The sequence below is a fragment of the Salinicola endophyticus genome (assembly GCF_003206575.1).
GTDB classification, from domain to species: Bacteria; Pseudomonadota; Gammaproteobacteria; order Pseudomonadales; family Halomonadaceae; genus Salinicola; species Salinicola endophyticus.
The window spans coordinates 330,893-354,561 of sequence record NZ_PZJO01000003.1; the positions used below are offsets into that span (position 1 = coordinate 330,893).

Annotated in this window: 21 protein-coding genes; 9 read left to right on the forward strand and 12 right to left on the reverse strand. The window is 65.7% G+C overall.

Annotation, left to right across the window (positions count from 1 at the left end):
- Positions 1–20: 20 nt before the first annotated feature.
- From DOM66_RS08025 to erpA, 7 genes are all read right to left on the reverse strand, one after another.
- Entirely contained in the window at positions 21–788 is a 768-nt protein-coding gene (locus DOM66_RS08025; protein ID WP_106418971.1) for a ParA family protein, read from the reverse strand.
- A 49-nt stretch (positions 789–837) separates the two neighbouring features.
- Positions 838–1,479, reverse strand: a complete 642-nt coding sequence (gene rsmG, locus DOM66_RS08030) for a 16S rRNA (guanine(527)-N(7))-methyltransferase RsmG (RefSeq protein ID WP_110673740.1) — start codon at positions 1,477–1,479, stop codon at positions 838–840.
- Positions 1,476–3,371 carry a tRNA uridine-5-carboxymethylaminomethyl(34) synthesis enzyme MnmG gene (gene mnmG / locus DOM66_RS08035; protein WP_110689809.1) on the reverse strand — a complete coding sequence of 632 codons (1,896 nt, stop codon included), beginning with the start codon at positions 3,369–3,371 and terminating at the stop codon, positions 1,476–1,478. Before mnmG ends, rsmG begins: the two co-directional genes overlap by 4 nt.
- 778 nt (positions 3,372–4,149) lie before the next feature.
- Positions 4,150–4,926: an amino acid ABC transporter ATP-binding protein gene (locus DOM66_RS08040; protein ID WP_110673738.1), complete on the reverse strand. Its 777-nt coding sequence runs from the start codon at positions 4,924–4,926 to the stop codon at positions 4,150–4,152.
- Complete coding sequence (locus DOM66_RS08045; protein WP_110673737.1) at positions 4,923–5,591, reverse strand: amino acid ABC transporter permease; 669 nt, start codon at positions 5,589–5,591, stop codon at positions 4,923–4,925. The genes DOM66_RS08040 and DOM66_RS08045 overlap by 4 nt, the downstream gene beginning before the upstream one ends.
- Before the next feature lie 115 nt (positions 5,592–5,706).
- Positions 5,707–6,480, reverse strand: coding sequence for a transporter substrate-binding domain-containing protein (locus tag DOM66_RS08050; protein WP_110673736.1), 774 nt, complete (start codon positions 6,478–6,480; stop codon positions 5,707–5,709).
- 112 nt (positions 6,481–6,592) lie between these two features.
- The gene (gene erpA / locus DOM66_RS08055; RefSeq protein ID WP_035473526.1) at positions 6,593–6,946 is read right to left on the reverse strand and encodes an iron-sulfur cluster insertion protein ErpA; all 354 of its coding nucleotides are present in this window, start codon (positions 6,944–6,946) and stop codon (positions 6,593–6,595) included.
- A 255-nt stretch (positions 6,947–7,201) separates the two neighbouring features.
- Here erpA and DOM66_RS08060 point away from each other — a divergent pair, with 255 nt between their 5' ends.
- The 5 genes from DOM66_RS08060 (at position 7,202) to DOM66_RS08080 (ending at position 13,516) form a co-directional block, all read left to right on the forward strand.
- Positions 7,202–8,956 (forward strand): chloride channel protein, encoded by a 1,755-nt coding sequence (locus DOM66_RS08060; RefSeq protein WP_110689810.1) that lies wholly within the window; start codon positions 7,202–7,204, stop codon positions 8,954–8,956.
- Positions 8,957–9,083: 127 nt separating this feature from the next.
- Positions 9,084–9,908: a bifunctional hydroxymethylpyrimidine kinase/phosphomethylpyrimidine kinase gene (thiD, locus tag DOM66_RS08065; RefSeq protein WP_407071981.1), complete on the forward strand. Its 825-nt coding sequence runs from the start codon at positions 9,084–9,086 to the stop codon at positions 9,906–9,908.
- 2 nt (positions 9,909–9,910) lie between these two features.
- Positions 9,911–10,597, forward strand: a complete 687-nt coding sequence (thiE, locus tag DOM66_RS08070; protein WP_245392397.1) for a thiamine phosphate synthase — start codon at positions 9,911–9,913, stop codon at positions 10,595–10,597.
- A 17-nt stretch (positions 10,598–10,614) separates the two neighbouring features.
- Positions 10,615–11,901 carry a glutamate-1-semialdehyde 2,1-aminomutase gene (hemL, locus tag DOM66_RS08075; RefSeq protein ID WP_110689811.1) on the forward strand — a complete coding sequence of 429 codons (1,287 nt, stop codon included), beginning with the start codon at positions 10,615–10,617 and terminating at the stop codon, positions 11,899–11,901.
- 34 nt (positions 11,902–11,935) lie between these two features.
- A complete protein-coding gene (locus tag DOM66_RS08080; RefSeq protein ID WP_110689812.1) occupies positions 11,936–13,516 on the forward strand; it encodes a bifunctional aminoglycoside phosphotransferase/ATP-binding protein in 1,581 nt (526 codons plus the stop codon).
- 56 nt (positions 13,517–13,572) lie between these two features.
- On the opposite strand, the gene DOM66_RS08085 is transcribed toward DOM66_RS08080, so the two are convergent.
- Positions 13,573–14,250 carry a LuxR C-terminal-related transcriptional regulator gene (locus DOM66_RS08085; RefSeq protein WP_110673732.1) on the reverse strand — a complete coding sequence of 226 codons (678 nt, stop codon included), beginning with the start codon at positions 14,248–14,250 and terminating at the stop codon, positions 13,573–13,575.
- A 451-nt stretch (positions 14,251–14,701) separates the two neighbouring features.
- On the opposite strand from DOM66_RS08085, the gene rdgB reads away from it, so the two are divergent.
- The 4 genes from rdgB (at position 14,702) to DOM66_RS08105 (ending at position 18,233) form a co-directional block, all read left to right on the forward strand.
- Positions 14,702–15,304 carry an RdgB/HAM1 family non-canonical purine NTP pyrophosphatase gene (rdgB, locus tag DOM66_RS08090; protein ID WP_110689813.1) on the forward strand — a complete coding sequence of 201 codons (603 nt, stop codon included), beginning with the start codon at positions 14,702–14,704 and terminating at the stop codon, positions 15,302–15,304.
- A gap of 2 nt (positions 15,305–15,306) precedes the next feature.
- Complete coding sequence (hemW, locus tag DOM66_RS08095; protein ID WP_232825081.1) at positions 15,307–16,500, forward strand: radical SAM family heme chaperone HemW; 1,194 nt, start codon at positions 15,307–15,309, stop codon at positions 16,498–16,500.
- Between the two features lie 74 nt (positions 16,501–16,574).
- The gene (locus DOM66_RS08100; RefSeq protein WP_232825080.1) at positions 16,575–17,273 is read left to right on the forward strand and encodes an OmpA family protein; all 699 of its coding nucleotides are present in this window, start codon (positions 16,575–16,577) and stop codon (positions 17,271–17,273) included.
- A gap of 111 nt (positions 17,274–17,384) precedes the next feature.
- On the forward strand, positions 17,385–18,233 hold the full coding sequence (locus DOM66_RS08105; protein ID WP_110689814.1) for a 23S rRNA (adenine(2030)-N(6))-methyltransferase RlmJ: 849 nt from the start codon (positions 17,385–17,387) through the stop codon (positions 18,231–18,233).
- Between the two features lie 233 nt (positions 18,234–18,466).
- Here the strand turns inward: DOM66_RS08105 and ggpS are convergent, their stop codons facing one another.
- The 4 genes from ggpS to DOM66_RS08125 all read right to left on the reverse strand — a co-directional run bounded on the left by ggpS (position 18,467) and on the right by DOM66_RS08125 (position 23,490).
- Entirely contained in the window at positions 18,467–20,722 is a 2,256-nt protein-coding gene (gene ggpS / locus DOM66_RS08110; protein WP_110689815.1) for a glucosylglycerol-phosphate synthase, read from the reverse strand.
- A gap of 60 nt (positions 20,723–20,782) precedes the next feature.
- The gene (locus tag DOM66_RS08115; protein ID WP_110673727.1) at positions 20,783–22,078 is read right to left on the reverse strand and encodes an MFS transporter; all 1,296 of its coding nucleotides are present in this window, start codon (positions 22,076–22,078) and stop codon (positions 20,783–20,785) included.
- Positions 22,079–22,282: 204 nt separating this feature from the next.
- Complete coding sequence (locus tag DOM66_RS08120; RefSeq protein ID WP_110689816.1) at positions 22,283–23,218, reverse strand: PhzF family phenazine biosynthesis protein; 936 nt, start codon at positions 23,216–23,218, stop codon at positions 22,283–22,285.
- A gap of 41 nt (positions 23,219–23,259) precedes the next feature.
- Complete coding sequence (locus DOM66_RS08125) at positions 23,260–23,490, reverse strand: DUF1127 domain-containing protein (protein ID WP_110673725.1); 231 nt, start codon at positions 23,488–23,490, stop codon at positions 23,260–23,262.
- Positions 23,491–23,669 lie beyond the last annotated feature (179 nt).

Here is a 23,669-nt window from a genome sequence, read left to right on the forward strand (position 1 = left end):
GTTCCTCACAGAGATCATCATTACAGCGCCAGGCGGCGAATCAGTTCCTTGGCCAGCACGCGATGCGCCTGGCTGCCCCGCGACAGGCGGGCGTACTTGGTGACCGGCAGGCCGTGGCTGGGCGCTTCGGCGACGCGCACGTTGCGCGGAATGGTGGCCTTGAGCAGCGAGTCGCCGAAATATTGACCGAGCTGCTTGCTGACGTCCCGCGTCAGGCTGTTGCGCGGGTCGAACATGGTGCGCACGATGCCGAAGATCTCGAGATTGGGGTTCACGCTCTCCTGGATCTGTTCGACGGTATCGAGCAGCGCCGAGAGCCCTTCGAGAGCGTAGAACTCGCACTGCACCGGGATCAGCACGCCGTTGGCCGCGGTCAGGGCATTGACGGTGAGCATGTTGAGCGAGGGCGGGCAGTCGATGATCACCACGTCGTAGTCCGAGGCCACGCTGTCGATCGCCTGGGTCAGCACCCGCTCACGACCGTCGCGGTCGAGCAGGTCGACCTCGGCGGCGGTGAGATCGCCATTGCCCGGCAGCAGCGCATAGCCCGCCACGGCGCAGTCGACGATCACCTCGGCGGCGCTCTTGTCGCCCAGCAGGACGTCGAGCACGCTGCCGTCGAGATCGTGCTTGTCGACACCGCTGCCCATGGTGGCGTGGCCCTGAGGGTCGAGATCGATCAGCAGCACCCGGCGATCGAGCGCCGCCAGGCAGGCCGCCAGGTTGACCGCGGTGGTGGTCTTGCCGACGCCGCCCTTCTGATTGGTCAAGGCGATGATTCTGGTCACTGGCGACTCCCTTCGTCGAAACTGCAGCGCGGCGGCGGTGACGCCGTCGCTATCGATCGCCGTGTGCGGCGCGGCGCAGCCGCAGCAGCTGGCGTTCGGCCCCATCGAGCCCCGGCACCTCGAGCGCCTGGCGGCTCTCGATGATCACCTCGGCGGGCAACGCCTCGCGCTCGTCCGCCTCGAGGCCACCCTTCATCGCCAGCCACTCGCCGTCGGCGGCCAGCAGCGGCTCGGTCAAGCCGACAAAATCGCCCAAGGCGGCAAAGGCGCGCGAGATGATCTGGTCGTACTCGCCGCTGAAGGCCTCCACCCGGTGCTGCGCGCAGGTGACGTTGTCGAGTCCCAGCTCCATCACCGCCTGGCGCTGGAAGCGGACCTTCTTGCCGTTGCTGTCGAGCAGTGTGACCGCCAGCTGCGGATCGAGGATCGCCAGTACCAGACCCGGGAAACCGGGGCCGGCGCCGACGTCCAGCAGCCGCGGCCCGCGCACCGCGAAGGCCACGCTGGCGCTGTCGAGCAGATGCCGCGAGACCATGGCCTCGGGCTCGCGCACTGCGGTGAGGTTATAGGCGCGGTTCCACTTGTGCAACAGCCCCAGCAGAGCCAACAGCCGCTGCCGCTGGGCGGCGTCGACGGCCACCTCGAGCGCCGCCAGGCCCTGGTCGAGAGTGCGTTCGCAGGCTGGGGTCATGCACGCAGCGCCTGGCTGTCGTCGATCAGGCGACGTTTCTTGAGATGGATCAGCAGAATCGATACCGCCGCCGGGGTGACCCCGGAGATGCGCCCGGCCTGGCCCAGGGTCTGCGGCCGTGCCTGTTCGAGCTTCTGGCGAATCTCATGCGAGAGCCCCTCGACCTTGGCGTAATCCAGCGCCTCCGGAAGCGGCGTCGCCTCGTGGCGCTTGAGCCGGTCGATCTCTTCCTGCTGACGCGCGATGTAGCCTTCGTACTTGGCTTCGATCTGCACCTGCTCGGCGACCGTCTCGTCGCTCTCCGCCTCGCCCTTGAGCGGGGCCACGTCAGCGTAGGTGAGCTCCGGACGCTTGAGCAGATCCATCAGGTTGTACTCCCGCGCCAGCGGCTGCTCGAGCTTGGTCGCAAGGGCATCGGCGGCGGGCGTGCCGGGCTGGATCCAGGTCGAGCGCAGCCGCTCGCTCTCGCGAGCGATGCGTTCACGCTTGGTCTCGAACGCTGCCCAGCGCGGGTCGTCGACCAGGCCGAGTTCGCGCCCGGCTGCGGTCAGGCGCAGGTCGGCGTTGTCCTCGCGCAGCAGCAGCCGATACTCGGCACGCGAGGTGAACATGCGGTAGGGCTCCTGGGTGCCCATGCTGATCAGGTCATCCACCAGCACGCCGAGATAGGCCTCATCGCGGCGCGGCCACCAGGCGGATTCGCCGCGTGACCGGCGCGCGGCGTTGATGCCCGCCAGCAGCCCCTGGGCGCCGGCCTCCTCGTAACCTGTGGTGCCATTGATCTGGCCGGCGAAAAACAGGTTGTGGATAAATTTCGTTTCCAGGGAGTGCTTGAGATCCCGCGGATCGAAGAAGTCGTACTCGATGGCATAGCCGGGGCGCGTGATGTGCGCGTTCTCCAGCCCCTCGATCGAGCGCACCACCTGCAGTTGGACGTCGAATGGCAGCGAGGTCGAGATGCCATTGGGGTAGAGCTCGTGGGTGTCCAGCCCCTCGGGCTCGATGAACACCTGGTGGCTCGACTTGTCGGCGAAGCGGTGGACCTTGTCCTCGATCGACGGGCAGTAGCGCGGCCCAACGCCGCCGATCACGCCGGAGTACATTGGCGAGCGGTCGAGATTGGCGAAGATGATCTCGTGGGTCCGGGTGTTGGTGTGCGCGATATGGCAATCGACCTGGCGCGGATGCTGCTCGCGGCTGCCCAGGTAGGACATCACCGGCAGCGGCGTATCGCCGGGCTGGCGCTCGAGCCTGGAGAAATCGACGCTCTTGGCATCGATTCGCGGCGGCGTGCCGGTTTTCAGCCGATCGACCCGGAACGGCAGGGCGCGAAGACGCTGGGCCAGGGCATTGGCCGGCGGATCGCCGGCGCGGCCGCCGGCGTGATGATCGAGACCGATATGGATCACACCGCCGAGGAAGGTGCCGGTGCACAGCACCACGGCGTCCGCCATGAAGCGGATGCCGGTCTGGGTGACCACGCCGGTGACCCGATCGTTATCCACAACCAGATCGTCGACCCCCTGCTGGAACAGCGTCAGGTTGGGCTGGTTTTCCAGCAGCGAGCGAATGGCAGCCTTGTAGCGCACACGGTCGGCCTGGGCACGAGTTGCCCGCACCGCCGGCCCCTTGCGTGAGTTGAGCACGCGAAACTGGATGCCGGCGAGATCGGTCGCGGTGGCCATGGCACCGCCGAGCGCATCGATCTCCTTGACCAGATGACTCTTGCCGATGCCACCGATGGCCGGGTTGCACGACATCTGCCCCAGCGTCTCGATGTTGTGTGTCAGCAGCAGGGTGCGTGCACCGCTGCGGGCCGCTGCCAGCGCGGCTTCGGTGCCGGCGTGGCCGCCACCGATGACGATGACCTGAAATCGGTCGGGGTACTCCACAGTCCACCTCGTTGAGTGCTCGAACCGGCACCCGACAGTGAATGAATCTTGAAAACGGCTGCCCGGCGAGATTGTTGACTCAAAGTCAAAGATCCCGCCGACAGCGGCGACCGGAGTCGCGAAAGCCGCCCAGTATAAACGTCCTGTGGGTAACCGTCAGGGGTTTTCCACACCTCTCGACCTGCGCCAGCCAGGTCACAAGGTCATTACTAAAAAATAAAGAAATATAGAAAAGAAGTTCTGTAGTGATGGTTACTACTGGTGTGTACATATTTTGTGGAAAAGGGACTTTTCCCTATAGAAAACATTCACTTGGATTGTTATTGGATGTATTGAAAAGGGCTTAGGAGGCTGCTGACAGACAGCGCTGAAGCTGTGGACGAAAAGCGTCGTTATACACAGCGCCAGCTACCCAGCGCTTGTCCACCGCTGCATACGCCTGCTGTCACCGTGACGGTCCCCAACGCGGGCATCGCGCTGGAGGACACGGCAGAGGCGGGCTGCGTCGAGATAGGCTGAAAAACTATCCACAGGCGAAAAAAACCGCTTGGGATAACCTTTCTGGCGCTATCGCGGGCAGATCTAGAGACGATTCGAAGGTGATTCGGGGGTGATGCCGGGAGGAATCCGGTGCTCAGGGCGGGGAAAAGGGGGGCATGACGCGAAGACAGAGCGGCGATAGGAACCGCAGCCAGCCAGGCGCGCGTGAGAGACGCTCGAAGCTAGCGCGAACGGGCCACCGTCGAGGTGGCCGCGTTTGCGCCGAGTGGGGGCGGGCTCAGTGCTTGAGCACGCGGGAAAGGAAGGCGCGGGTACGCTCGTTTTGGGGATCATCGAAGACGGCCTCCGGCGTTCCCTGCTCGACGATCTCGCCGCCATGGACGAATACCACACGGTCGGCGACCTCGCGTGCGAAGCCCATTTCGTGGGTCACGATCATCATGGTCATGCCGTCCTTGGCCAGCTCGCGCATGGCATCCAGCACTTCGCCGATCATCTCCGGATCCAGCGCTGAGGTCGGCTCGTCGAACAGCATCAGCCGTGGTTCCATGGCCAGTGCCCGGGCCAGCGCCACGCGCTGCTGCTGACCGCCGGAGAGCTGGCTGGGGTACTTGTCAGCCTGGTCGGAGATTCCCACGCGCTCGAGCAGACGCTCGGCGGTGGTGTTGGCCTGCCGGCGCGACCAGCCACGCACCTTGCGCGGGGCCAGGGTCACGTTGTCGCGAATCGACAGATGAGGGAACAGGTTGAACTGCTGGAACACCATGCCCACTTCGGTGCGTACCGCCTGCAGCGACTTGCCGCTGGCGCCGTGGGGGGCCAGGGTCTTGCCATCGACCTCGATGCGTCCGGACTGGAACGGCTCCAGCCCGTTGACGCAGCGAATCAGGGTCGACTTGCCCGAGCCGCTGGCACCGATGATCACCACCACTTCGCCCGGGGCCACGCTCAGGTCGATGTCGCGCATCACGTGCAGCTCGCCGAAGTGCTTGTTGACCTTGTCGAGGCGCACGATCGGCGGCGCATCCCGCTGGATCTGCTTGTCGTCGTTCATCCCACCAGCCCCTTGCGTTCGAGCAGACTCAGAGCCATCGACAGGCTCAGGGTGATCGCCAGGTAGAGCAGCGCGATCATGAAATAGACCTCCAGCGCGGTGAAGGTCTGGGCGATGTAGACCTGGCCCTGGCGCACCAGCTCACCGACCCCGATCACCGAGAACAGCGAGGTGTCCTTGATGCTGACGATGCCCTGATTGCCGAGGGCGGGGATCATGCGCCGCAGCGCCTGGGGCCAGATGATGTACTGAAAGGTCTGGGTCGCGGAGAGGCCCAGCGACAGCCCCGCCTCGCGCTGGCCGCGTTCGATCGACTGCACGCCGCCGCGCACGATCTCCGAGATATAGGCCCCGGCATTGAGCGCGATGGCGGCGATCCCCGCAGTGATCGCGGGGATCGGCCCGCCCAGCAGGGTCGGCAGCCCGTAGAAGATGAACAGCACCTGGACCAGCACCGGGGTGCCGCGGAACACTTCGATATAGAAGACGGCGGGGTAGCGCAGCCAGCGGCTGGGGGCGATGCGCATCAGACCGAAGAGCATGCCGATGACGAAACCGATGGCCAGGCCACCGAAGGAGATCAGCAGGGTGTAGGGCACACCCTTGAGCAGATAGGGCAGGGAGGCGATCGCCGCCTGCCAGTCGAACTGAAAATGCAGGTCCACGAAAGAGGTCTCCGTCGAGCGGACGCCAGCGACGGCCGACGCCGTTGCCACGCCGCGATATCAGGGCCCGAAGGCAGCGGGCCGGAACGGTGTCCGGCCCGCTCGGGCTGCAGCGTTACTTGGCGTCCGGCGCCTTGCCGAACCACTTCTCGTAGATCTCGTCGTAGCTGCCGTCCTGATGCATGGCGGCGAGCGCCTTGTTGACCGGCTCGACCCAGTCGCTGTCCTTGGCCAGGGCGATGCCGTACTGCTGACCTTCGTAGAGCGGACCGACCGTCTCGACCCGGCCCTTGCCCTTGGTCTGGGCGAAGTAGCCGACGTTGGGGGCGTCGTAGAAGACGGCGTCGACATTGCCGCCCATCAGTGCCATGTACATGTCGGCGCTGCCCGGGTAGGGCGTGATCTCGGCCTTGTCGCCGAGCTGCTGCTTGAGGAAGTCGTAGCTGGTGGAGCCGATCTTGGTCCCGATGCGCTTGCCGGCGAGATCATCGAGTGTCTTCACCTCGCTACCGTCCTTGACCAGGATGCGCAGCCCCGAGTCGTAGTAGGGATCGCTGAAGTCGACGATCTTCTGGCGCTCGTCGGTGATGGTGATGCCGGCGATGGCCAGATCGACGTTACCGGTCTGCACTGCGGGGATGATGCCGTTGAAATCCATGGTCTTGAGATCGACGTCGAAGCCAGCGCGATCGGCCACTTCTTGCAGGATATCCATGTCGAACCCGACCATCTTGCCGGTGTCCTGATCCATCATCTCGAACGGCACGAAGCTGGGATCGGTGACGGCCTTGAGCGTGGTCTGCTGGGCGTTGGCGATACCGCAGACGCCGAATGAGAGCGCCAGGGCGGAGAGGGCCAGCGTCTTGCGGAGGCGAGCGTTGTTTTTCATGTTGACCTCAAGTGGTTGATTGAAAAAAACAATCACTCACTACCTTGAGGAGGTATGGGGCTAGCGTCAAGTGAGACGATGGGCGCGCGGCGGCGGGTGCCGCCGCGTCGGTTCACACCGAGAAGGAGGCGCCGCAGCCGCAGGTGGATTGGGCGTTGGGGTTCTTGACCAGGAAACGCGCCCCGGCCAGGCCTTCTTCATAGTCGACGGTGGAGCCGACCAGATACTGATAGGAGAGCGCATCCACCACCAGGCTGACACCGTCGTTGTCGATCACGGTGTCATCCTCGGCGAGCTGATCGGCGAGATCGAAACCGTACTGGAAGCCGGAACAGCCGCCGCCGGTGACATAGACCCGCAGCTTGAGGTCGGGGTTGTTCTCCGCCGCGATCAGCGCCTTGACCCGCCGGGCGGCGGCGTCGGTGAAGAACATCGGGGTGGGAGCGAAGGACTCCACTGTACTCATCGTCACGTTCCCTGAGTGTCGGGGGTGCCGACCTCGTCGGTGGAAGGGTTGCGCAGGCCATATGGCCCGTCTATAGGGCCATTATCGTTAATACCCAGTAAAAGGGTCAACTTTGGCGCTGCCGGCCGCGTCGGGTATGCGCCCATCGCCGAACAGGCGCTAGCGTGTATGATGTTCTGACCGCCTAACGCTCGCACGGTGGCACCGATAACAGAGCGGGCACAGGTCTGGAGTTTCAAGGAGAGCGGTTTGCGCATGCCGAGGTTCGCTCTGCGACGTCTGAGTCTCGATCGTTTCCGCAGCCAGTTGGCGAGCGTCGATGCCATGCCTCAGCTGTGCCTGCTGGGTATCTTCGCCGGCATTCTCACCGGCAGTGTGATGGTGCTGTTTCGCCTGCTGCTCAAGCTCGGCGCCTTTTTCTTCATGCCTGGTGGTAACCCGGAGGCGTTCGAAGCGCTGCCGCCGCCGATCCGTGCACTGCTTCCGCTGATCGCGGTGTGCCTGATCGGCGTCTGGCTGTGGCCGCAGCCCAGCCGTGCGCTGAAGATGGGGATCGGTCACGTGATCGAACGCCTCGCCTATCAGCAGGGCAAGATGCCGCTGCGCAACTGGATCAACCAGTGGTGGGTCGGGGTGATCTCGGTCATCGGCGGGCTCTCCGCCGGCCGTGAGGGGCCGGCGATCCATCTCGGCTCGGCCGCCTCGAGCTGGATCGGCTCACGTCTGCGCCTGCCCCACAACAGCCTGCGCGTGCTGGTGGGCTGCGGTACCGCGGCTGGTATCTCGGCATCCTTCAATACGCCCATCGCCGGTGTCATCTTCGCCATGGAAGTGGTGATGATGGAGTACACCATCGCCGGCTTCATGCCGGTGATTCTCGCCTCGACCATGGGCGCGCTGGTGTCGTGGGGGATCTACGGCGCTGAGCCTGCATTCAGCGTGCCGCCCTTGCAGCTCTCTTCGCTGATGGATCTGCCCGGCATCGTGCTCACCGCGCTGGTGGTGGGGCTGCTGGCGGGGGGCTTCGTGCGTCTCGCCCAGGGCCACCCCGCGGTGACCCGGTTGCCGTTCGCCCTGCGTCTGGCGCTGATCGGCGGGCTGACGGCGCTTGCGGCCTGGTGGTATCCCCAGGTCCAGGGGATCGGCTACGACAGCATCGACCGCATGCTCAACGCCAGCGTGACCCTCGATGTCCTGCTGGCCCTCGCCGTGGTCAAGTTGGCGCTGACCGCCATCTGCATGGCCGGCGGCGTGTCGGTGGGCATCATCGGCCCGCTGCTGGTCTCGGGGGCGGCGACCGGTGCGCTGATGGGGGCGCTGGGTGCCATGCTGTGGCCAAGCGTGGTCGATACCCCGGCGCTCTACGCGGTGCTGGGCATGGCAGCAATGATGGCGGCGGCGCTGCAGGCGCCCCTGGCGGCGCTGCTGGCGCTGCTCGAACTGACCCGCAATACCGAGATCATGCTCCCCGGCATGCTGGCGGTGGTGGTGGCGGTAATGACCGCGCGCCAGCTCTGCGGCTGTCAGGGTTTCTTCATGTCGCATCTGGCCCAGCAGGGGCTGCACCCGCTGCAGCAGCCGCTGATGCAGGCGCTGTCGCGGGTCGCGGTGCCGGCCGTGATGGAGCGCAATCTGGCGCGCACGCCGCGGGTGATCGACCACGACCGCGCCAAGTCGCTGCTCGATGCCAAGCCGACCTGGTTGATCATCATCCAGGACGACAAGGCGAAGCCGCCGCTGGCGCTGAAGGCGGCCAACCTGGCGCGGGTGCTGCACGACGACGCCTGGCTGGCCGAGCATCCGCAGATCGATCTGGAGGAGGTGCCGGGGCAGCGCCTGGAGCTGGCCCCGGTGCACCTGGAGGCGACGCTGTCGGAAGCCTACGATACCCTTAATGAATCCGGGGTGGAGGCGCTCTATGTCGAGCACACCACGGCGCCGATGATCCGCAAGATTTCCGGTATCATCACCCGCGAAGCGATCGAGAATTATTATCGGCGCAAGCGCTGAGCGCAGCAGTTTCCAGACACAGCGCAGGCGGATAGTGAGTGAAGAGGAGAGCACGCATGCGACGATCGATTGGCTACCTCGACACTACCGCGAAGGCCCCCATGAGCGGGTGCGGGAGGGGCAGATGATCCGTTACGACGACAAGCCCGTGGTGCTGGTGCTGGCGGGGCACGATCCCAGCGGCGGCGCCGGACTGGTGGCGGATGCCGAGGCGGTGCGCGGCTGCGGCGGCTGGCCGGTCACCATCCCCACCGCGATGACCGTGCAGTCGACCCGCGACGTGCTCGCGGTCGAGCCGTGCAGTGGCGACTTCATCCGTCGCGCTGCGCGGGCACTGTTCGAAGATTTCCGCATTGCTGCGATCAAGGTGGGGCTGATCCCCGACGCCGAGGTGCTGGCGGCGGTGATCGATGTGGCGCGCATGCGCCCGGGCATTCCGCTGATCGTCGATCCGGTGATCGCCAGCGGTGGCGGCACTGAGTTATCCACACCCGGTCTGGCCGCCGACGTCCGCAGCCGCCTGCTACCCCTTGTGGATATCCTGACTCCCAATCGGCGCGAGCTCTCGCTGCTGGCCACGCAGCCGGCGGCGGACGAGGTCGCCCAGGTGGTCGAGGTAATGTCGCTCGGCTGTGCCGCGGTGCTGGTCACCGGCACCGACCCGCTGGAGGGCGAGCCGGCGGCGGGGCACGTGGTGCACACCCTGCACACCCCGGAGCTCAACCGCCAGTGGCAGTGGCCGCGGCTGCCCGCCGACTACCACGGTTCCGGCTGCACCCTGGCCTCGGCACTTGCCACCCGGCTCGCCGCCGGCGAAGGGCTGGCTGGCGCCTGCGCTCAGGCGCAGCGCTTCACTTGGGATACCCTCGATCATGGCCTGGCGCTGGGCCGGGGGCAGTTTCTGCCCGACCGGGTCTGGCGGGCGCCCGACTTCGATGCCACGCTGGAGTGACGATGTCGACACCGCGCAGCGGCATGTCAGGGGGGCTGCCCCAAGGACTCTATGCGATCACCGACAGCCAGCTGCTGCCGGACGATCACTCGCTGCTGGCGGCCTGCGAACAGGCGCTGGCGGCGGGCGTGGTGCTGCTGCAGTACCGCGACAAGTCGGCCGATGCCGCGCGTCGCTGGCGCCAGGCCACGGCGCTGGCGGCGCTGTGCGAGCGCTTCGGGGTGACGCTGATCGTCAACGACGACCTGGCCCTGGCCGAGCGCCTGCAGCAACGCTGGGGCGGTCGGGTCGGGCTGCACCTGGGCCAGAAGGACACGCCGCTGGCGCTGGCCCGCCAGCGACTGGGCGATGCGGCGATCATCGGCGCCACCTGCCATGCCTCGTTGACGCTGGCTGCTCAGGCTGCCGATGCCGGCGCCAGCTACCTCGCCTTCGGCCGCTTCTTCGCCTCGCGCACCAAGCCCGAGGCGCCGCCGGCGCCGCTCGCCGTGCTCGGCGAGGCGGCTCGCTTTGGCCTGCCGCGGGTGGCGATCGGTGGCATCGAGGCCGCCACCATCGCAACCGCCCGGGACGCCGGCGCCGAGTTGCTGGCGGTGGTCAATGCCATCTTCGCCAGCCCCGACATTGCCGCCGCGGTGCGCGCGCTCGACACCCGGCTGACTCCGATTTCCGAATTCCGTAACCGCTGATGGGTAGCAATGACGTCATGACGACATCCGCCGAACTCTTCGAACGTGCCTGCCGCCACATTCCGGGCGGCGTCAATTCTCCCGTGCGCGCCTTCAAGGGGATGTCGCGCTCGCCGATCTTCGTCGAGCGCGCCCAGGGGGCCTATCTGTTCGACGTCGAGGGCAAGCGCTACATCGACTATGTCGGCTCCTGGGGGCCGATGATCACCGGGCATGCCGACCCGGATGTGCTCGGTGCGGTGCGCGAGCGCCTCGACAGCGGGCTCTCCTTTGGCACGCCGACCGCGATCGAGACCACCATGGCCGATCTGATCTGCGAGATCATGCCGTCGATCGACATGGTGCGCATGGTCAACTCGGGCACCGAGGCGACCATGTCGGCGATCCGCCTGGCGCGTGGCTATACCGGGCGTGACAAGATCGTCAAGTTCGAGGGCAACTACCACGGCCACTCCGACTCGCTGCTGGTCAAGGCGGGCTCCGGTGCGCTGACCCATGGTGAGCCGAGCTCGCCCGGGGTACCGGCGTCGCTCGCCGAGCACACCCTGACGTTGCCCTACAACGATATCGAGGCGGTGCACGAGTGCTTCGAGTCGCTGGGCGATGAGATTGCCTGCATCATCGTCGAGCCGGTGGCCGGCAACATGAACCTGATCCCGCCGCGTCCCGGCTTCCTCGAGGCGCTGCGCGAGGTGTGCGACCGCTACGCCAGCGTGCTGATCTTCGACGAGGTGATGACCGGTTTCCGCGTTGCTCTCGGCGGGGCCCAGGCGCACTTCGGCGTGACTCCGGATCTCACCTGCCTGGGCAAGATCGTCGGCGGCGGCATGCCGGTGGGCGCGTTCGGCGGCAAGCGTGAGATCATGCAGCAGATCTCGCCGCTGGGGCCGGTCTACCAGGCGGGTACGCTGTCGGGCAATCCGCTGGCCATGGCGGCGGGCATCGCGTTGCTCGAGAAGGTGCGTCAGCCGGGCTTCCACGACGCGCTGGCGACCCGGGTCGAGACGCTCTGCGACGGGCTCGAGGCGCGCGCCAGAGAGGCCGGGGTGGGATTGATCACCCAGCGTGCCGGTGGCATGTTCGGGCTCTTCTTCACCGCCCAGCAGCGGGTCGACAACTTCGGCCAGACCATGGCCTGCGACGCCCAGGCGTTCCGCGACTTCTTCACCCGAATGCTGGAGTCCGGCGTCTATCTGGCGCCGTCGGCCTTCGAGGCCGGCTTCATGTCGAGCGCACATACGCACGACGACATCCAGACCACTTTGCTGGCCAGCGAGCAGGCGTTCGCGGCCATGGCCCGGTGAGCCGACCGCGCCGCCATCGACAGGGAGACCCGGCATGAGCCGAGCGCTGATCCAGGCACTCAAGGAGAGTGACTGCTTCGACCATCCGGTCGGTGCCATCGACGTATTCGAGACCCCCATCTCCTGGGTGGTGCTGACCGGAGATTACGCCTACAAGATCAAGAAGTCGCTGGACTACGGCACCTTCCTCGACTTCTCCAGCCTCGACAAGCGTCGACGGCTGTGCGAGCAGGAGGTCGAGCTCAACCGGCGGGTGGCGCCGGCGCTCTATCTGGGCTGTGTCGCCATCTCCGGCAGCGAGGAGGCACCGCGGGTCAATGACGACAGCGCGCCGATCGAGTACGCGGTCAAGATGCGCCAGTTCAGCAACCGCCATCTGCTGAGCTCGCTGCAGGCCAGCGGCGAGCTGTCGGTGGAACTGCTCGACGATCTGATCGACCAGCTGGTGGCGCTGCACGAGTCGGCGCCACGGATCGACGACGACAGCCCCTACGGCTCGCCGGCGCATACCCGGCAGATGCTGGTGGAGGAGTTCGAACTGATCGAGTCGCTGCTCGATCAGCAAGCGATCGGTCAGACGCCCGAGGACCGCGCCGAGCTCGAGTGCGTCAAGACGCTGACGCTGGAGAGCTTCGCCCGGCTCGAGCCGCTGCTGGCGGCGCGGCGCCGCGACGGCTTCATCCGCGAGAGTCATGGTGATATTCACCTCGGCAACGCGGTGCGCTTCGAGGGCAAGGCGATCCTGTTCAACGGCATCGAGTTCAACGAGCGCCTGCGCTGGTGCGACGTCGCCTGCGAGCTGGCGTTCCTGATCATGGATCTGGAGGCGCGCGGTGAGCGGGAATTCGCCCACCACGCGCTCAACCGCTATCTCGAGCTCTCCGGCGACTACCCGGTGGTGCGCCTGCTCGACTTCTACAAGCGCTACCGGGCGCTGCTGCGGGCGCGCATCGAGCTGATCCGCGACCACGACGCCGGGCGCATCGACGACCTTCCCGAGGGCGATCCGCTCGAGGTGTTCCGGCGCTATCTGACGATGGCGCGGGAGTACAGCGAGTTCCGCTTCCCCTACCTGATCCTCGCCGTCGGCGTGTCGGGCAGCGGCAAGAGCCGCTTCACCGAGGAGATCGTGCGCCGTCTGGGCGGCGTGCGCATCCGCTCCGATGTCGAGCGCAAGCGCCTGTTCGATTTCAGCGCGGCGCCCGCTGACGCTGACGAGGTCTATGGCGAGGCCGCCACCGAGCAGACCTACCAGCGCCTGGCCGAGCTTGCCGGCAGCGTGCTGGAGTCGGGGCTACCGGCGTGTATCGACGCCACCTGCCTGCTGCGTGAGCAGCGCAAGCGGCTACGCTTCGAGGCCGAGCGCCGTGGGCTACCGGTATTGATGGTGAGCTTCGAGGCCGATAACGCCACCCTGCGTGCGCGCATCGTCAAGCGCGCCCGCCGTAGCGGCGAGCCATCCGAAACCAGCCTGGCGATCCTCGACCACCAGCTCGAGCGCTTCGAGCCGTTCGCCGACGACGAGATCAGTTACCTGGTGCATCTGGACACCACGGCGGCCGACGCCAACCTGACGCTGGCCTCGCTGATCCAGGAGCGCATGCGGCTCAATTGAACCGCCCGGAACCCGCCGGGGACATNNATGTCCCCGGCGGGTCACCTGGCGGGCGCTCAGCGACGTCCGTTGGCGTAGCGCGAGGCCATCACCGGAATCGTGCCCAGATTCTGGCGCGCCCAGTTGGTGGCCTGGATACGGTTGTGGACGTTGATCTTGCGGAACAGATTGTAGAGATGCGACTTCACCGTGTGCTCGCTGACGAAGAGCTTTTCGGCGATCTCGGTATTGCTGGCGCCAGAGACCAGCAGTGTCACGATCTCGAGTTCGCGTCGGGTCAGCCCGCAGACCGGACGGTAGGTATTGACCTGCTGACGGCGATAGAAGTCGATCAGCATCGCCGAGAGTGGGCGTGAAATCCACAGCTCGCCCTCGAGAAGTTTGACAATACCTTTACAGATCAACTCGAGATTGTCCTGCCGATAAAACACGCCGCGCAGATGGATGCCGATCAGCAGCTCCATGACCTGCTTGTTGTCGCGCACGTTGAAGGCCGACAGGATGATGGCCTTGTTCTCTTCGGCGCGGGTGTTCCACACCAGCAGATCCTTCTCGTTGACGTGGTCGCCGTCGAGCAACACCAGCGCACGCCTGCCTTCGGGCATCAAGAAGCGCTCCTGTGGATTGAGCGCAGAGACCCGGCAGCCGGTCTTTTGGTGGATATAGTCTAGGAATAGAACAGACTGTGAGTTACAGTCCGTTACAAGTACGATGTCGGTGGTTTCAGTGTTCATGGTCTGATCCCTTGTATCGGGTTTTTAATTAGTCTTCTACAGGTTTTGTTGTGATCCTTGGGCACTAGCCTCATGGCCGGTCTCTTAGTACCGGACGTCAATAGTGTTAATAAAACCTTTGCCTTGTAAATATAGGGCATTGAGGTTTTCGAAACGTGACACCCAGAGGTCATTTAAGCGCGCCTTAATTTTTAAAAAAACACAAAGAATTCATGTGCTTGGAAGTGAATTTTGGCAGGTGTTGGAGAAATTGCTGCTCTCTGTTGGAGAAAAAACAGCCGTGTTTGTCCGTGGCAAAATGAGGGTGTGCACGCCAACCGATGAGCTTTCTCATCCTCTCCTTCGGCGGCCCGCCAGGTGCCAGGTCAGGGAGCGCTCATACCCCCTCCCGCCAACGCTATACCCGCTTCCGTGCGGCCCGTAGAATGGAGCTTTTGGCAGGAAGACGCGCATGACCGCCACTCCACAAGATCTCGTCGTCGCCAGCGGTAACCCGGGAAAACTGGCCGAGTTTCAACAGCTTCTCGGACCGCTGGGATTGCGTGTCCGGGCCCAGGCCGAGTTCGGCGTCGATGACGTCGAAGAGACCGGCCTGACCTTCGTCGAAAATGCCCTGATCAAGGCGCGCGCCGCGGCCCGCGCCAGCGGTGGCCCTGCCCTGGCCGACGACTCCGGCTTGGCGGTGGATGCGCTGAACGGCGCCCCGGGGATCTACTCCGCGCGCTACGCCGGGGAGCCCAAGAGTGACCGCGCCAACAACGACAAGCTGTTGAGCGCGCTGCGCGAGGTGCCCGAGGGTCAGCGCGGGGCGCGCTACTGGTGCGTGTTGGTCTACCTGCGCCACGCCGACGATCCGGTGCCGATCATCGTCCAGCAGGATTGGCCGGGTGATATTCTCGCCTACCCACGGGGTGAAGGCGGTTTCGGCTACGACCCGCTGTTCTGGGTGCCGGAGTCCGGGGCAAGCGCCGCCGAGCTGAGCGCCGAGGAGAAAAATCGCCTGAGTCATCGTGGCCGTGCCCTGCAGGCGCTGATTGCGCGGCTGAAGGCGTGAGTTTGGATTTCCCTGACGCGGCAGCGCCCGGTGGTCTGCCGCCGCTGGCGCTCTATATCCATGTGCCCTGGTGCGTGCGCAAGTGCCCCTACTGCGATTTCAACTCGCACGGGGTCGGTTATGGTGCGGCCCTGCCAGAGACGGCCTATGTGGCTGCGCTGCTGGCGGATCTCGACGCCGATCTGGCGTGGGTGCAGGGTCGCGAGATCGTCAGCATCTTCATCGGCGGCGGTACCCCCAGCCTGTTCTCTCCCGAGGCTTATCATCAGCTGTTCGCCGGGCTGCGCCAGCGGCTGGTCTTTGCCGCGGATATCGAAATCACCCTGGAGGCCAACCCCGGCACCACCGAGCATGGGCGTTTCGCCGGTTACCGGGAGGCGGGAATCAATCGCCTGTCGCTCGGCGTGCAGAGCTTCCAGCCCGCACAGTTGACGGCACTCGGGCGCATCCATAGCGGTGCCGAGGCGGTTCAGGCGATGCAGCTGGCGCGCGATGCCGGGTTCGACAACGTCAATCTCGATCTGATGCACGGACTGCCGGGGCAGGATACGGCGCTGGCGCTGGCCGATATCGAGCAGGCGCTGGCGCTGGCGCCGACGCACCTCTCCTGGTATCAGCTGACCCTGGAGCCGAATACCGAATTCTTCTCGCAGCCGCCGCCGCTGCCCGACGAGGAGCGGCTGTGGGACATCCAGGATGCCGGCCACGCCCTGCTCGAGGAGGCCGGCTTCTCGCGCTATGAAATCTCCGCCTACGCCCGGCCCGGGCGCGCAGCGCGACACAATCTCAACTACTGGCGCTTCGGTGACTATCTGGGGATCGGTGCTGGCGCCCACGCCAAGCTGAGCCGGCCTGATGGTGACGGCGGGCTACGGATCGAGCGGCGCTGGAAAACGCGCCAGCCGCAGGCCTATCTGCGGCGTGCCAACGATCCGCGCGGGTTCGTCGCCGGCGGGCGTGCGGTCGATGAGGAGACGCTGCCGCTGGAGTTTCTGATGAATGCGCTACGGCTGACCCACGGCGTCGATCTCGCCGACTGGCAAAACCATACCGGGCGCGCGCTGTCTGAGTTGACGCCGCGTCTCGCCGTGGCGCGGCAGCGAGGCCTGCTGGCGGACTCGCCGTCGCGGCTGCAGGCGACGCCGCAAGGACTGTTATTCTTGAATGATCTGCTGGCACTGCTCGACGAGGCGTGACCCTCGCGAGCCGTGTCACTGCGTAACGTCGTCGTCGGTCGATCCGGCGACGCAGGGCAAGGAGCGATTCGCGCATGAAAACGATGATGAACAAGACCTGGTGGCTGGCCGTGCCGCTCGCCGTGGCCGTGGGTGTCAGCGGCTGTGCCAGCAACGACGGCTATCAGCAGCAGCAGGGCCAGCAGGAGAGCGGTAACACCAACACCTGGGGCGGTGCGGGTATCGGCGCCGTGGCCGGGGCCGTGGTCGGTGCGCTCAGCGGTCACGGCGGCAGCAGCACCCGCGATCGTGCGTTGATCGGTGCGGCCACCGGTGCCGCAATCGGTGGCGGCGTTGGTGCCTACATGGATTCCCAGGAGAAGGAGCTGCGCAATCGTCTCGACGGCACCGGTATCGGGGTCGAGCGCAACGGCAACAACCTGATCCTCAACATGCCCAGCAATGTCACCTTCGGCTTCGACTCGAGCGAGCTGCAGACCCCGGCGCGCCAGGCGCTCAACGACGTCAATGCGGTGCTGCGCGCCTATCCGGACACCCGCATCGGCGTTGCCGGCTATACCGACAGCACCGGCGCCGAGAGCTACAACCAGAAGCTCTCCGAGCGCCGGGCGCAGGCGGTGGCGAGCTACCTCGAGCAGGGCGGTGTCGCGTCCGGGCGCATCAGCGCAGTGGGTTACGGCGAGAGCCACCCGGTGGCGAGCAATGACACGGACGCCGGACGTGCCCAGAACCGTCGTGTCGAGATCACGCTGACGCCGACGAAACAGTCCTGATCACGTATCGATCGGTGGGATGACGCGGCCCCTTGGGGCCGCGTTTCACGTTCGAAGGTTCACTTCCAGATGCTCTACTGCAAGGCATCTCACTGCGAGGGGTAGCCGCCAATGCTGGCCTATCAGCACGCCTATCATGCCGGCAACTTCGCCGATGTACACAAGCACCTGGGGCTTTTTCACCTGCTCGAGGCGCTGACGCGCAAATCCTCCGCGATCAGTTTCGTCGATACCCACGCCGGACGCGGACTCTATCCGCTGGCGGCGACGGAGACGCAGAAGCTCGCCGAGTATCGTGAGGGGGTCGAGCGGCTGTGGCGGCGGCGCCAGGCGCTGGCCGCCGAGCCTGCCTTGGGCGCTTGGCTGGCGCGGCTGGCTACGCTGCAGTCCGGCCCGGCGCTGGAGTGCTACCCGGGCTCGCCGTGGTGGCTCGGCGACGCGCTGCGCCCGCAGGATCGGCTGACGCTGTATGAGCTGCACCCCGGCGAGCATCAGCACCTGGACACGCAGATGACGACCAGCATCAACGCCCAGCGGCTCCACGCCGACGGCCTCAAGGGGCTGTGCCAGCGGCTGCCGGTACCGACGCCGCGGCTGTGCGCGCTGATCGACCCGAGCTACGAACGCAAGGAAGAGTACCGCGAGGTGGTCGACACGCTCGTCCAGGTGGTGCGCAAGGTGCGCCATGCGGTGGTCATGATCTGGTATCCGCTGTTGCCGGCCGGACGTCATCTGACGCTGCTGGAAGGGCTGCGCGAGGCGCACATTCCCAAGCTGTGGCGTAGCGAGATCACTCTACGCGAGGCCAACGCCGAGCGCGGCATGTACGGCAGCGGGCTGGTGCTGCTCAATCCGCCGTGGCAGCTCGATCAGACCCTCGACAACGCCTTCGATACGCTGGCGCCACTGCTCGCCGAGCGGGCGGTGCATCATGGGGAGTGGTGGACCGCCGAGCGCTAGGCCGTGTACGAAAATTGGCTGCGCTCGGTAATACGGCGTTAAAAATCGGCTGGAACGCCAGCCCGGTCAAAAATGCTCATTTACACATCGTAAACTGGAGCGCCAGCCCGGTCCGTTTTCGTCGATTTTTGCCTTAGCTACGCGCCCCGGTCTGGCCTTCGCTCGCCGACTTTTTCGTGCAGACCCTAAAACACCAGGCCCGCCAATCGGCGGGCTCGGCAAGGCAGCAGCGCCTAGGTGCTGGCGCCGCTGTCGCCCTCGTCCTTGATCGCGGCGATGAACTCGTCGCCCCAGCGGCGGATATCGTTGTACTCGACGATATCGTTGAGCTGGCGCAGACGCGCCTGGGCTTCGGCGCGCGGCAGGTTGAGCCCCAGATAGCAGGTGCGCGCCAGGTCGTGCAGGTCGTGGGGGTTGGTCAGGATCGCCCCCTTCAGCTCCGCCGCCGCGCCGGCGAACTCCGACAGTACCAGCACGCCGCAGCCCTGGGTCAGCCCCTGGGTGGCGACGAACTCCTTGGCCACCAGGTTGAGCCCGTCGCGCAGCGGAGTGATCCACATCACGTCGGCCATGGCGTACCACGCCATCAGCTCCTCGAACGGGAAACCGCGGAAGTAGAACTGTACCGGCGTCCAGCCGACGTCGGCGAAGCGACCGTTGATATGGCCGATGGTCTGTTCGATCTGGGTCTGCAGCTCGTCATAGATGGTCATTTCACGCGCCGCCGGCACGCAGATGCTGACCAGAGTGACCTTGCCGCGCAGCTCCGGGTTCTCGTCGAGCAGCAGCTCGTAGGCCTTGAGCTTTTCGAGAATCCCCTTGGTGTAGTCGAGGCGTTCGACCGAGAGAATCAGCTTCATGCCCTCGAACTCGTCGCGCAGTTCGGCCATGCGCGCCTCGGCACCGTCCTGTTCCAGCGCGTTGCGAATACGCCCGAGATCCAGCCCCACCGGATGCGCGCCCAGTCTGACCACCCGAGTGCCGGTATCGATCGCCGTGGTCATGGTCTCCAGCCCCACCGCGCAGCCGTAGGTGAGAAAGCGTGGGGCGCAGTTCTGGCGCGATAGCGTGGTCAGCGGCACCACGCCGCGGGCGACGTCGACGAAGTTCTCCACCTGACGCGGGATGTGAAAGGCCACGTAGTCGCACTGCAGCAGGCTGCCGACGATCTCGCGGCGCCACGGCAGCACGTTGAAGACATCCGCCGAGGGGAAGTAGGTGTGGTGGAAGAAGGCGATACGCAGGTCCGGGCGCAGCTCGCGCAGATAGGCGGGTACCATCCACAGGTTGTAGTCGTGGATCCAGATAAGGGCGCCCTCGGCGGCTTCCTCGGCGGTACGTTCGGCAAAGGCGCGGTTGACCTCGCAGTAGGTGTCCCAATCCTCCTCGCGGAAACGGGCTCGCTCCCAGAAGGTGTGCAGCGTGGGCCAGAACGCCTCCTTGGAGAAGCGCTTGTAGAAGATGTCCACCTGCTCCTTCGTCAACGCCACGCGGGCAGCGGTGAGCAACGGATACTGCTTGGCGTCGACGCTGGTGTGAACGACGAAGTCTTCGGGCTCCTCGTCGCCCTCGTAGATCGACCAGGCGATCCACGAGCCGCGTTGGTTGGCGAAGAAGCTCTGCAGCGTCGGGATGATGCCGTTGGGCGAGGTCGGGCGGCGGCGGCGGATCTTGCCGTCGACGCGATACTCCTCGTAGGGCAGACGGTGGTAGACCATCACCAGCTCGGCCTTGCCGGTATGGGCGGTATCGCGGCGATTCTCCGCCGCCAGCCCGCGTGCCCCCAGGAAGCCGAAGTGGGCGAAGGCTTCGATGATGCCGCCGCAACCGGCGGCGCTGGCGTGCATCACCTTGGGCAGCGGGCGGGTGCGCTCGAGCAGCTCGGGCTCGGCGTCGCCCACGCAGACCGCCTTGAAGCCGGCGCTCAGCATCGCCAGGTCGTTCATGGTGTCGCCGGCCACCAGCACGTCGTCGTGGGCGATATCGAGCCACTCGACCAGCTTCTGAAGGCTGGAGCCCTTGTTGACCCCCTGCGGCAGGAAGTCGAGATAGCGTCCGGCGGAGTAGAGCATCTCGCAACCGAGCTCGTCGGCCAGCGCCGCGAGCTCGGGGCTCTCGGCCTGTTCCGGAGCGCAGTAGTAGGAACAGCGGCGGATCTGCGGCTCGTCCTGACGCACGATCTCGGGGAAGCGGCTCATCGCACTGGCGATGCGTGATTCGCCTGGCCAGCACTCGTCGATGGGGTCCTGCAGCGCCTGGATCGGCTGCAGGGTATCGCCGTGATAGAGGCTGGCGCCGACGTCGGCGACGATATAGTCGGGTTGCGGCAACGTGGGGTCGGAGAGCAGCGGCAGGATCGCCTCGAGGCTGCGCCCGCTGACGTAGGCCAGCTGGATCTCCGGATGCGCGGCGATGGTCTGGTAGAGGCTCAGGCGGTCCTCCGGGGCGCCACCGAGAAAGGTACCGTCGAGATCGGTCGCTAGTAGCATGTTCTTCTCCTGCCCGGCATGGCCGGGGTGTGGTTCCCTGCAGCATACACCGGGGAGGCCTCAGGCCTTGGCGGCCGTGTCGACGATCCGCCGGCGTTCATGCTCTGCGTAAAAACTGGGGTCGGCGAACAGATCCTGCTGCACGTCGTCGTACATCATCTCCAGCGCCTGGCTGCTGGTCGGGGTCATCGGCTCGAAATGTGCGCTGTCGCCACTGATCAGGGTCGAGACGTGGCGGCGGCGGTAGAGCGCGTAGAGACCCAGCAGGGCCAGCACGCCGGCGATATAGAGCGGTAGCCCCTGGTTGCCGAACAGGCTCATCACGGCGCCGGCGAGAATCGGCGCCAGGGCGCTGCCGGCGCCCTGCACCACCAGCATGTCGGCCGAGCCGGACACGATCTCATCGGGGTGCAACTGATCGATCAACTGCGCCACCGCCAGGGGGTAGAGGGAAAATGCCAAACCGCCCCAGACAAAGAATAGACCCAATAGCACCCTGGGGTCAGGCACCAGTGGCATCACCGCGGCACACAGGGCCGCGAGCAGCACCACCCAGGTCATGACCCGGGCGCGGTCGTGTCGGTCGGAGAAGCGCCCAATGGGGATCTGCAGCAGGGCGCCGCCGAGAATCGCGGCGCTCATCACCAGGCCGACACCGCCGACGTCGAAGCCCTGGGCGCGGGCGTAGACCGGGGTCAGCGCCCAGAAGGCACCCATGGCCAGCCCCGAGAGCGCGGCGGCGGCCACCGACAGCGGGGCGAAGCCGAGCAGCGCCTTGAGCCGGCTCTTGGGGCGCGCCGTGATCACCGGCTGGCTGCGTTTGGTCATGGTGATCGGCAACAGCGCCCAGCAGATGAAGATGGCGGTCATCAAAAACAGCAGATGGCCCTCGGGGGTGTCCAGCCGCAGCATCTGCTGGGCCAGTGTCAGTGCGCCCAGGTTGATCACCATGTAGAGGGCGAAGACGCGGCCGCGCTCGTGGCTGGCGGCCTGGGCGTTGAGCCAGCTCTCGATCACGGTCATCACGGTGATGAAGCTCAGCCCGTAGAGCACACGCAGCGCCAGCCATACCCAGGGGTCGATGAAGATCAGGTGCAGCAGTGCGGTCGAGGCGCACAGGCTGGCGCAGAAGGCGAAGGTGCGGATATGGCCCATGCGCCGGATCAGGCGTCCGCTGACCCAGGTGCCGCAGACGAAACCGACGAAGTAGCCGGACATGATCAGACCGATCAGCGCCGTCGGAAACCCTTCGCTGGCGCCGCGCAGGGTCAACAGGGTGTTGATCAGACCGTTGCCCAGCAGCAGCAGGGCGACGCTGCCGAGCAGGGCTCGCAGCGGACGAAGCAGCGACCACATGGCATCTCTCCCGAGGAAGGCTCTGCCATTTCCATGCAGTAAGCGTGCCGCCGGGCCAGGGTCGCTCAGAGACGCCTATTGATAATGCTGTGTTATCGGAAAAGGCCAGGATTGGGATATGCAGTTATCACCATCCTGAGTCCTGGAGGCGATGAATTGCACCACAATGGTGCCTATCCAAGGTGGCTGGCGGCATTGGCACGTTCAGACGTAGAGAACGCCTTCGCCGGCGATGATCGCCTCGCCACCGATCTGAATCGTCTCTTGGACTACCTCGGCGCGGCTCACCCGGCCGTGGATATGGCTCGGCCGACCCATCTCGACCCCTTGGGTGACCTGCCAGTCGAGCATCTGGGTGGCCGGCATCTGGCGCGACAGATGGCCGATCAGTGGCGCGGCGGCGCTGCCGGTGGCGGGATCTTCGTAGAGGGTCGTTTCTGCCGTGAACATCCGCGCGCGCAGCTGCTGCGAGGTGTTGCGCACATAGAGATAGAGATTGCGCTCGGCGGGGGCGGGCAGGGCGCGGGCGAGCGTGCCACTCTCGACCTGAACGCTGGCCAGCGAATCGAGATCGGCGAGTTCGATCAACTGATAGGGAATACCGCAGGAGGCCCTGACTGGCCGAGTAGCGATCTGCGCCCGGGAGAGCCCCAGGATCTCTGCCGCCTGCTCGATCGAAAGTGAGTCTTCACTGACGTCGAGCGGTTGCGCCGTGGTCAGCCAGGCCTGGGTGCCGGCGAAGCGGATCGGCACGTCGCCCACGCCCTCTGCGAGAATCAGCGGCGTGGCGGGATCGTGCCAACCCAGTGCCCGTATCAACCAGGCCGTACCCACGCTGGGATGACCGGCGAAGGGCAGCTCGCCGCTGGGGGTGAAGATGCGCAGGGCAACGCGGCCGGGTAGGCGCGTGGTGATGAACACGCTCTCGGAGAGGTTCAGCTCCTTGGCCAACTGCGCCATCTGGATGTCCGTCAGTGCAGCGGCGTCGGGAAACACGGCCAGCGGATTGCCCGCGAAGGGCGTGGCGGTGAAGACATCCAGCAACATGTAGCGATAGCCGCGCCGCCCTTGGACCTGCGCCGCGGACAACGTGAGACTGGATTCTGGCGAGCCGCCAGCTGGTAGTGTGTGCTTACTCATCAGGACATTCTCTGGCCGAATTAGCTAGCTAGGTGGTCGACTCAGCGCCAGAACGGGCGATGCGTTTCCCGGTACACCTGACTGGGCAGCAGGCCGATATCCCGCAACTGCTGCGCATCGAGCTCCGCCAGCTGGCGCCGGGTGCGCCGACGCTGCCAGACGTTGGGCGAGTCACGCCGCAGCGATCGCTGGCGTTGGTGCAAGTTGCCCCACAGGATACCGTCCACGGTATCCAGCGTGGTGACCAGCAGGTGCAAGGGTGTGAAACGCATGGTGGCGACTCCCGTGTCTCGAGGGGAGTGTCCAGCTTAGGCAGCCGCCGGCGTGCCACACAGAGGCAGAAAACGACTATATCGGGCACACAGATAGGCGCTTTCCCACTCTGTATGCCCGCTTTGTGCGCGATCTGTCACGTGAAGCGCCGGGTGCGAGCATACACAATGGTTGGCGT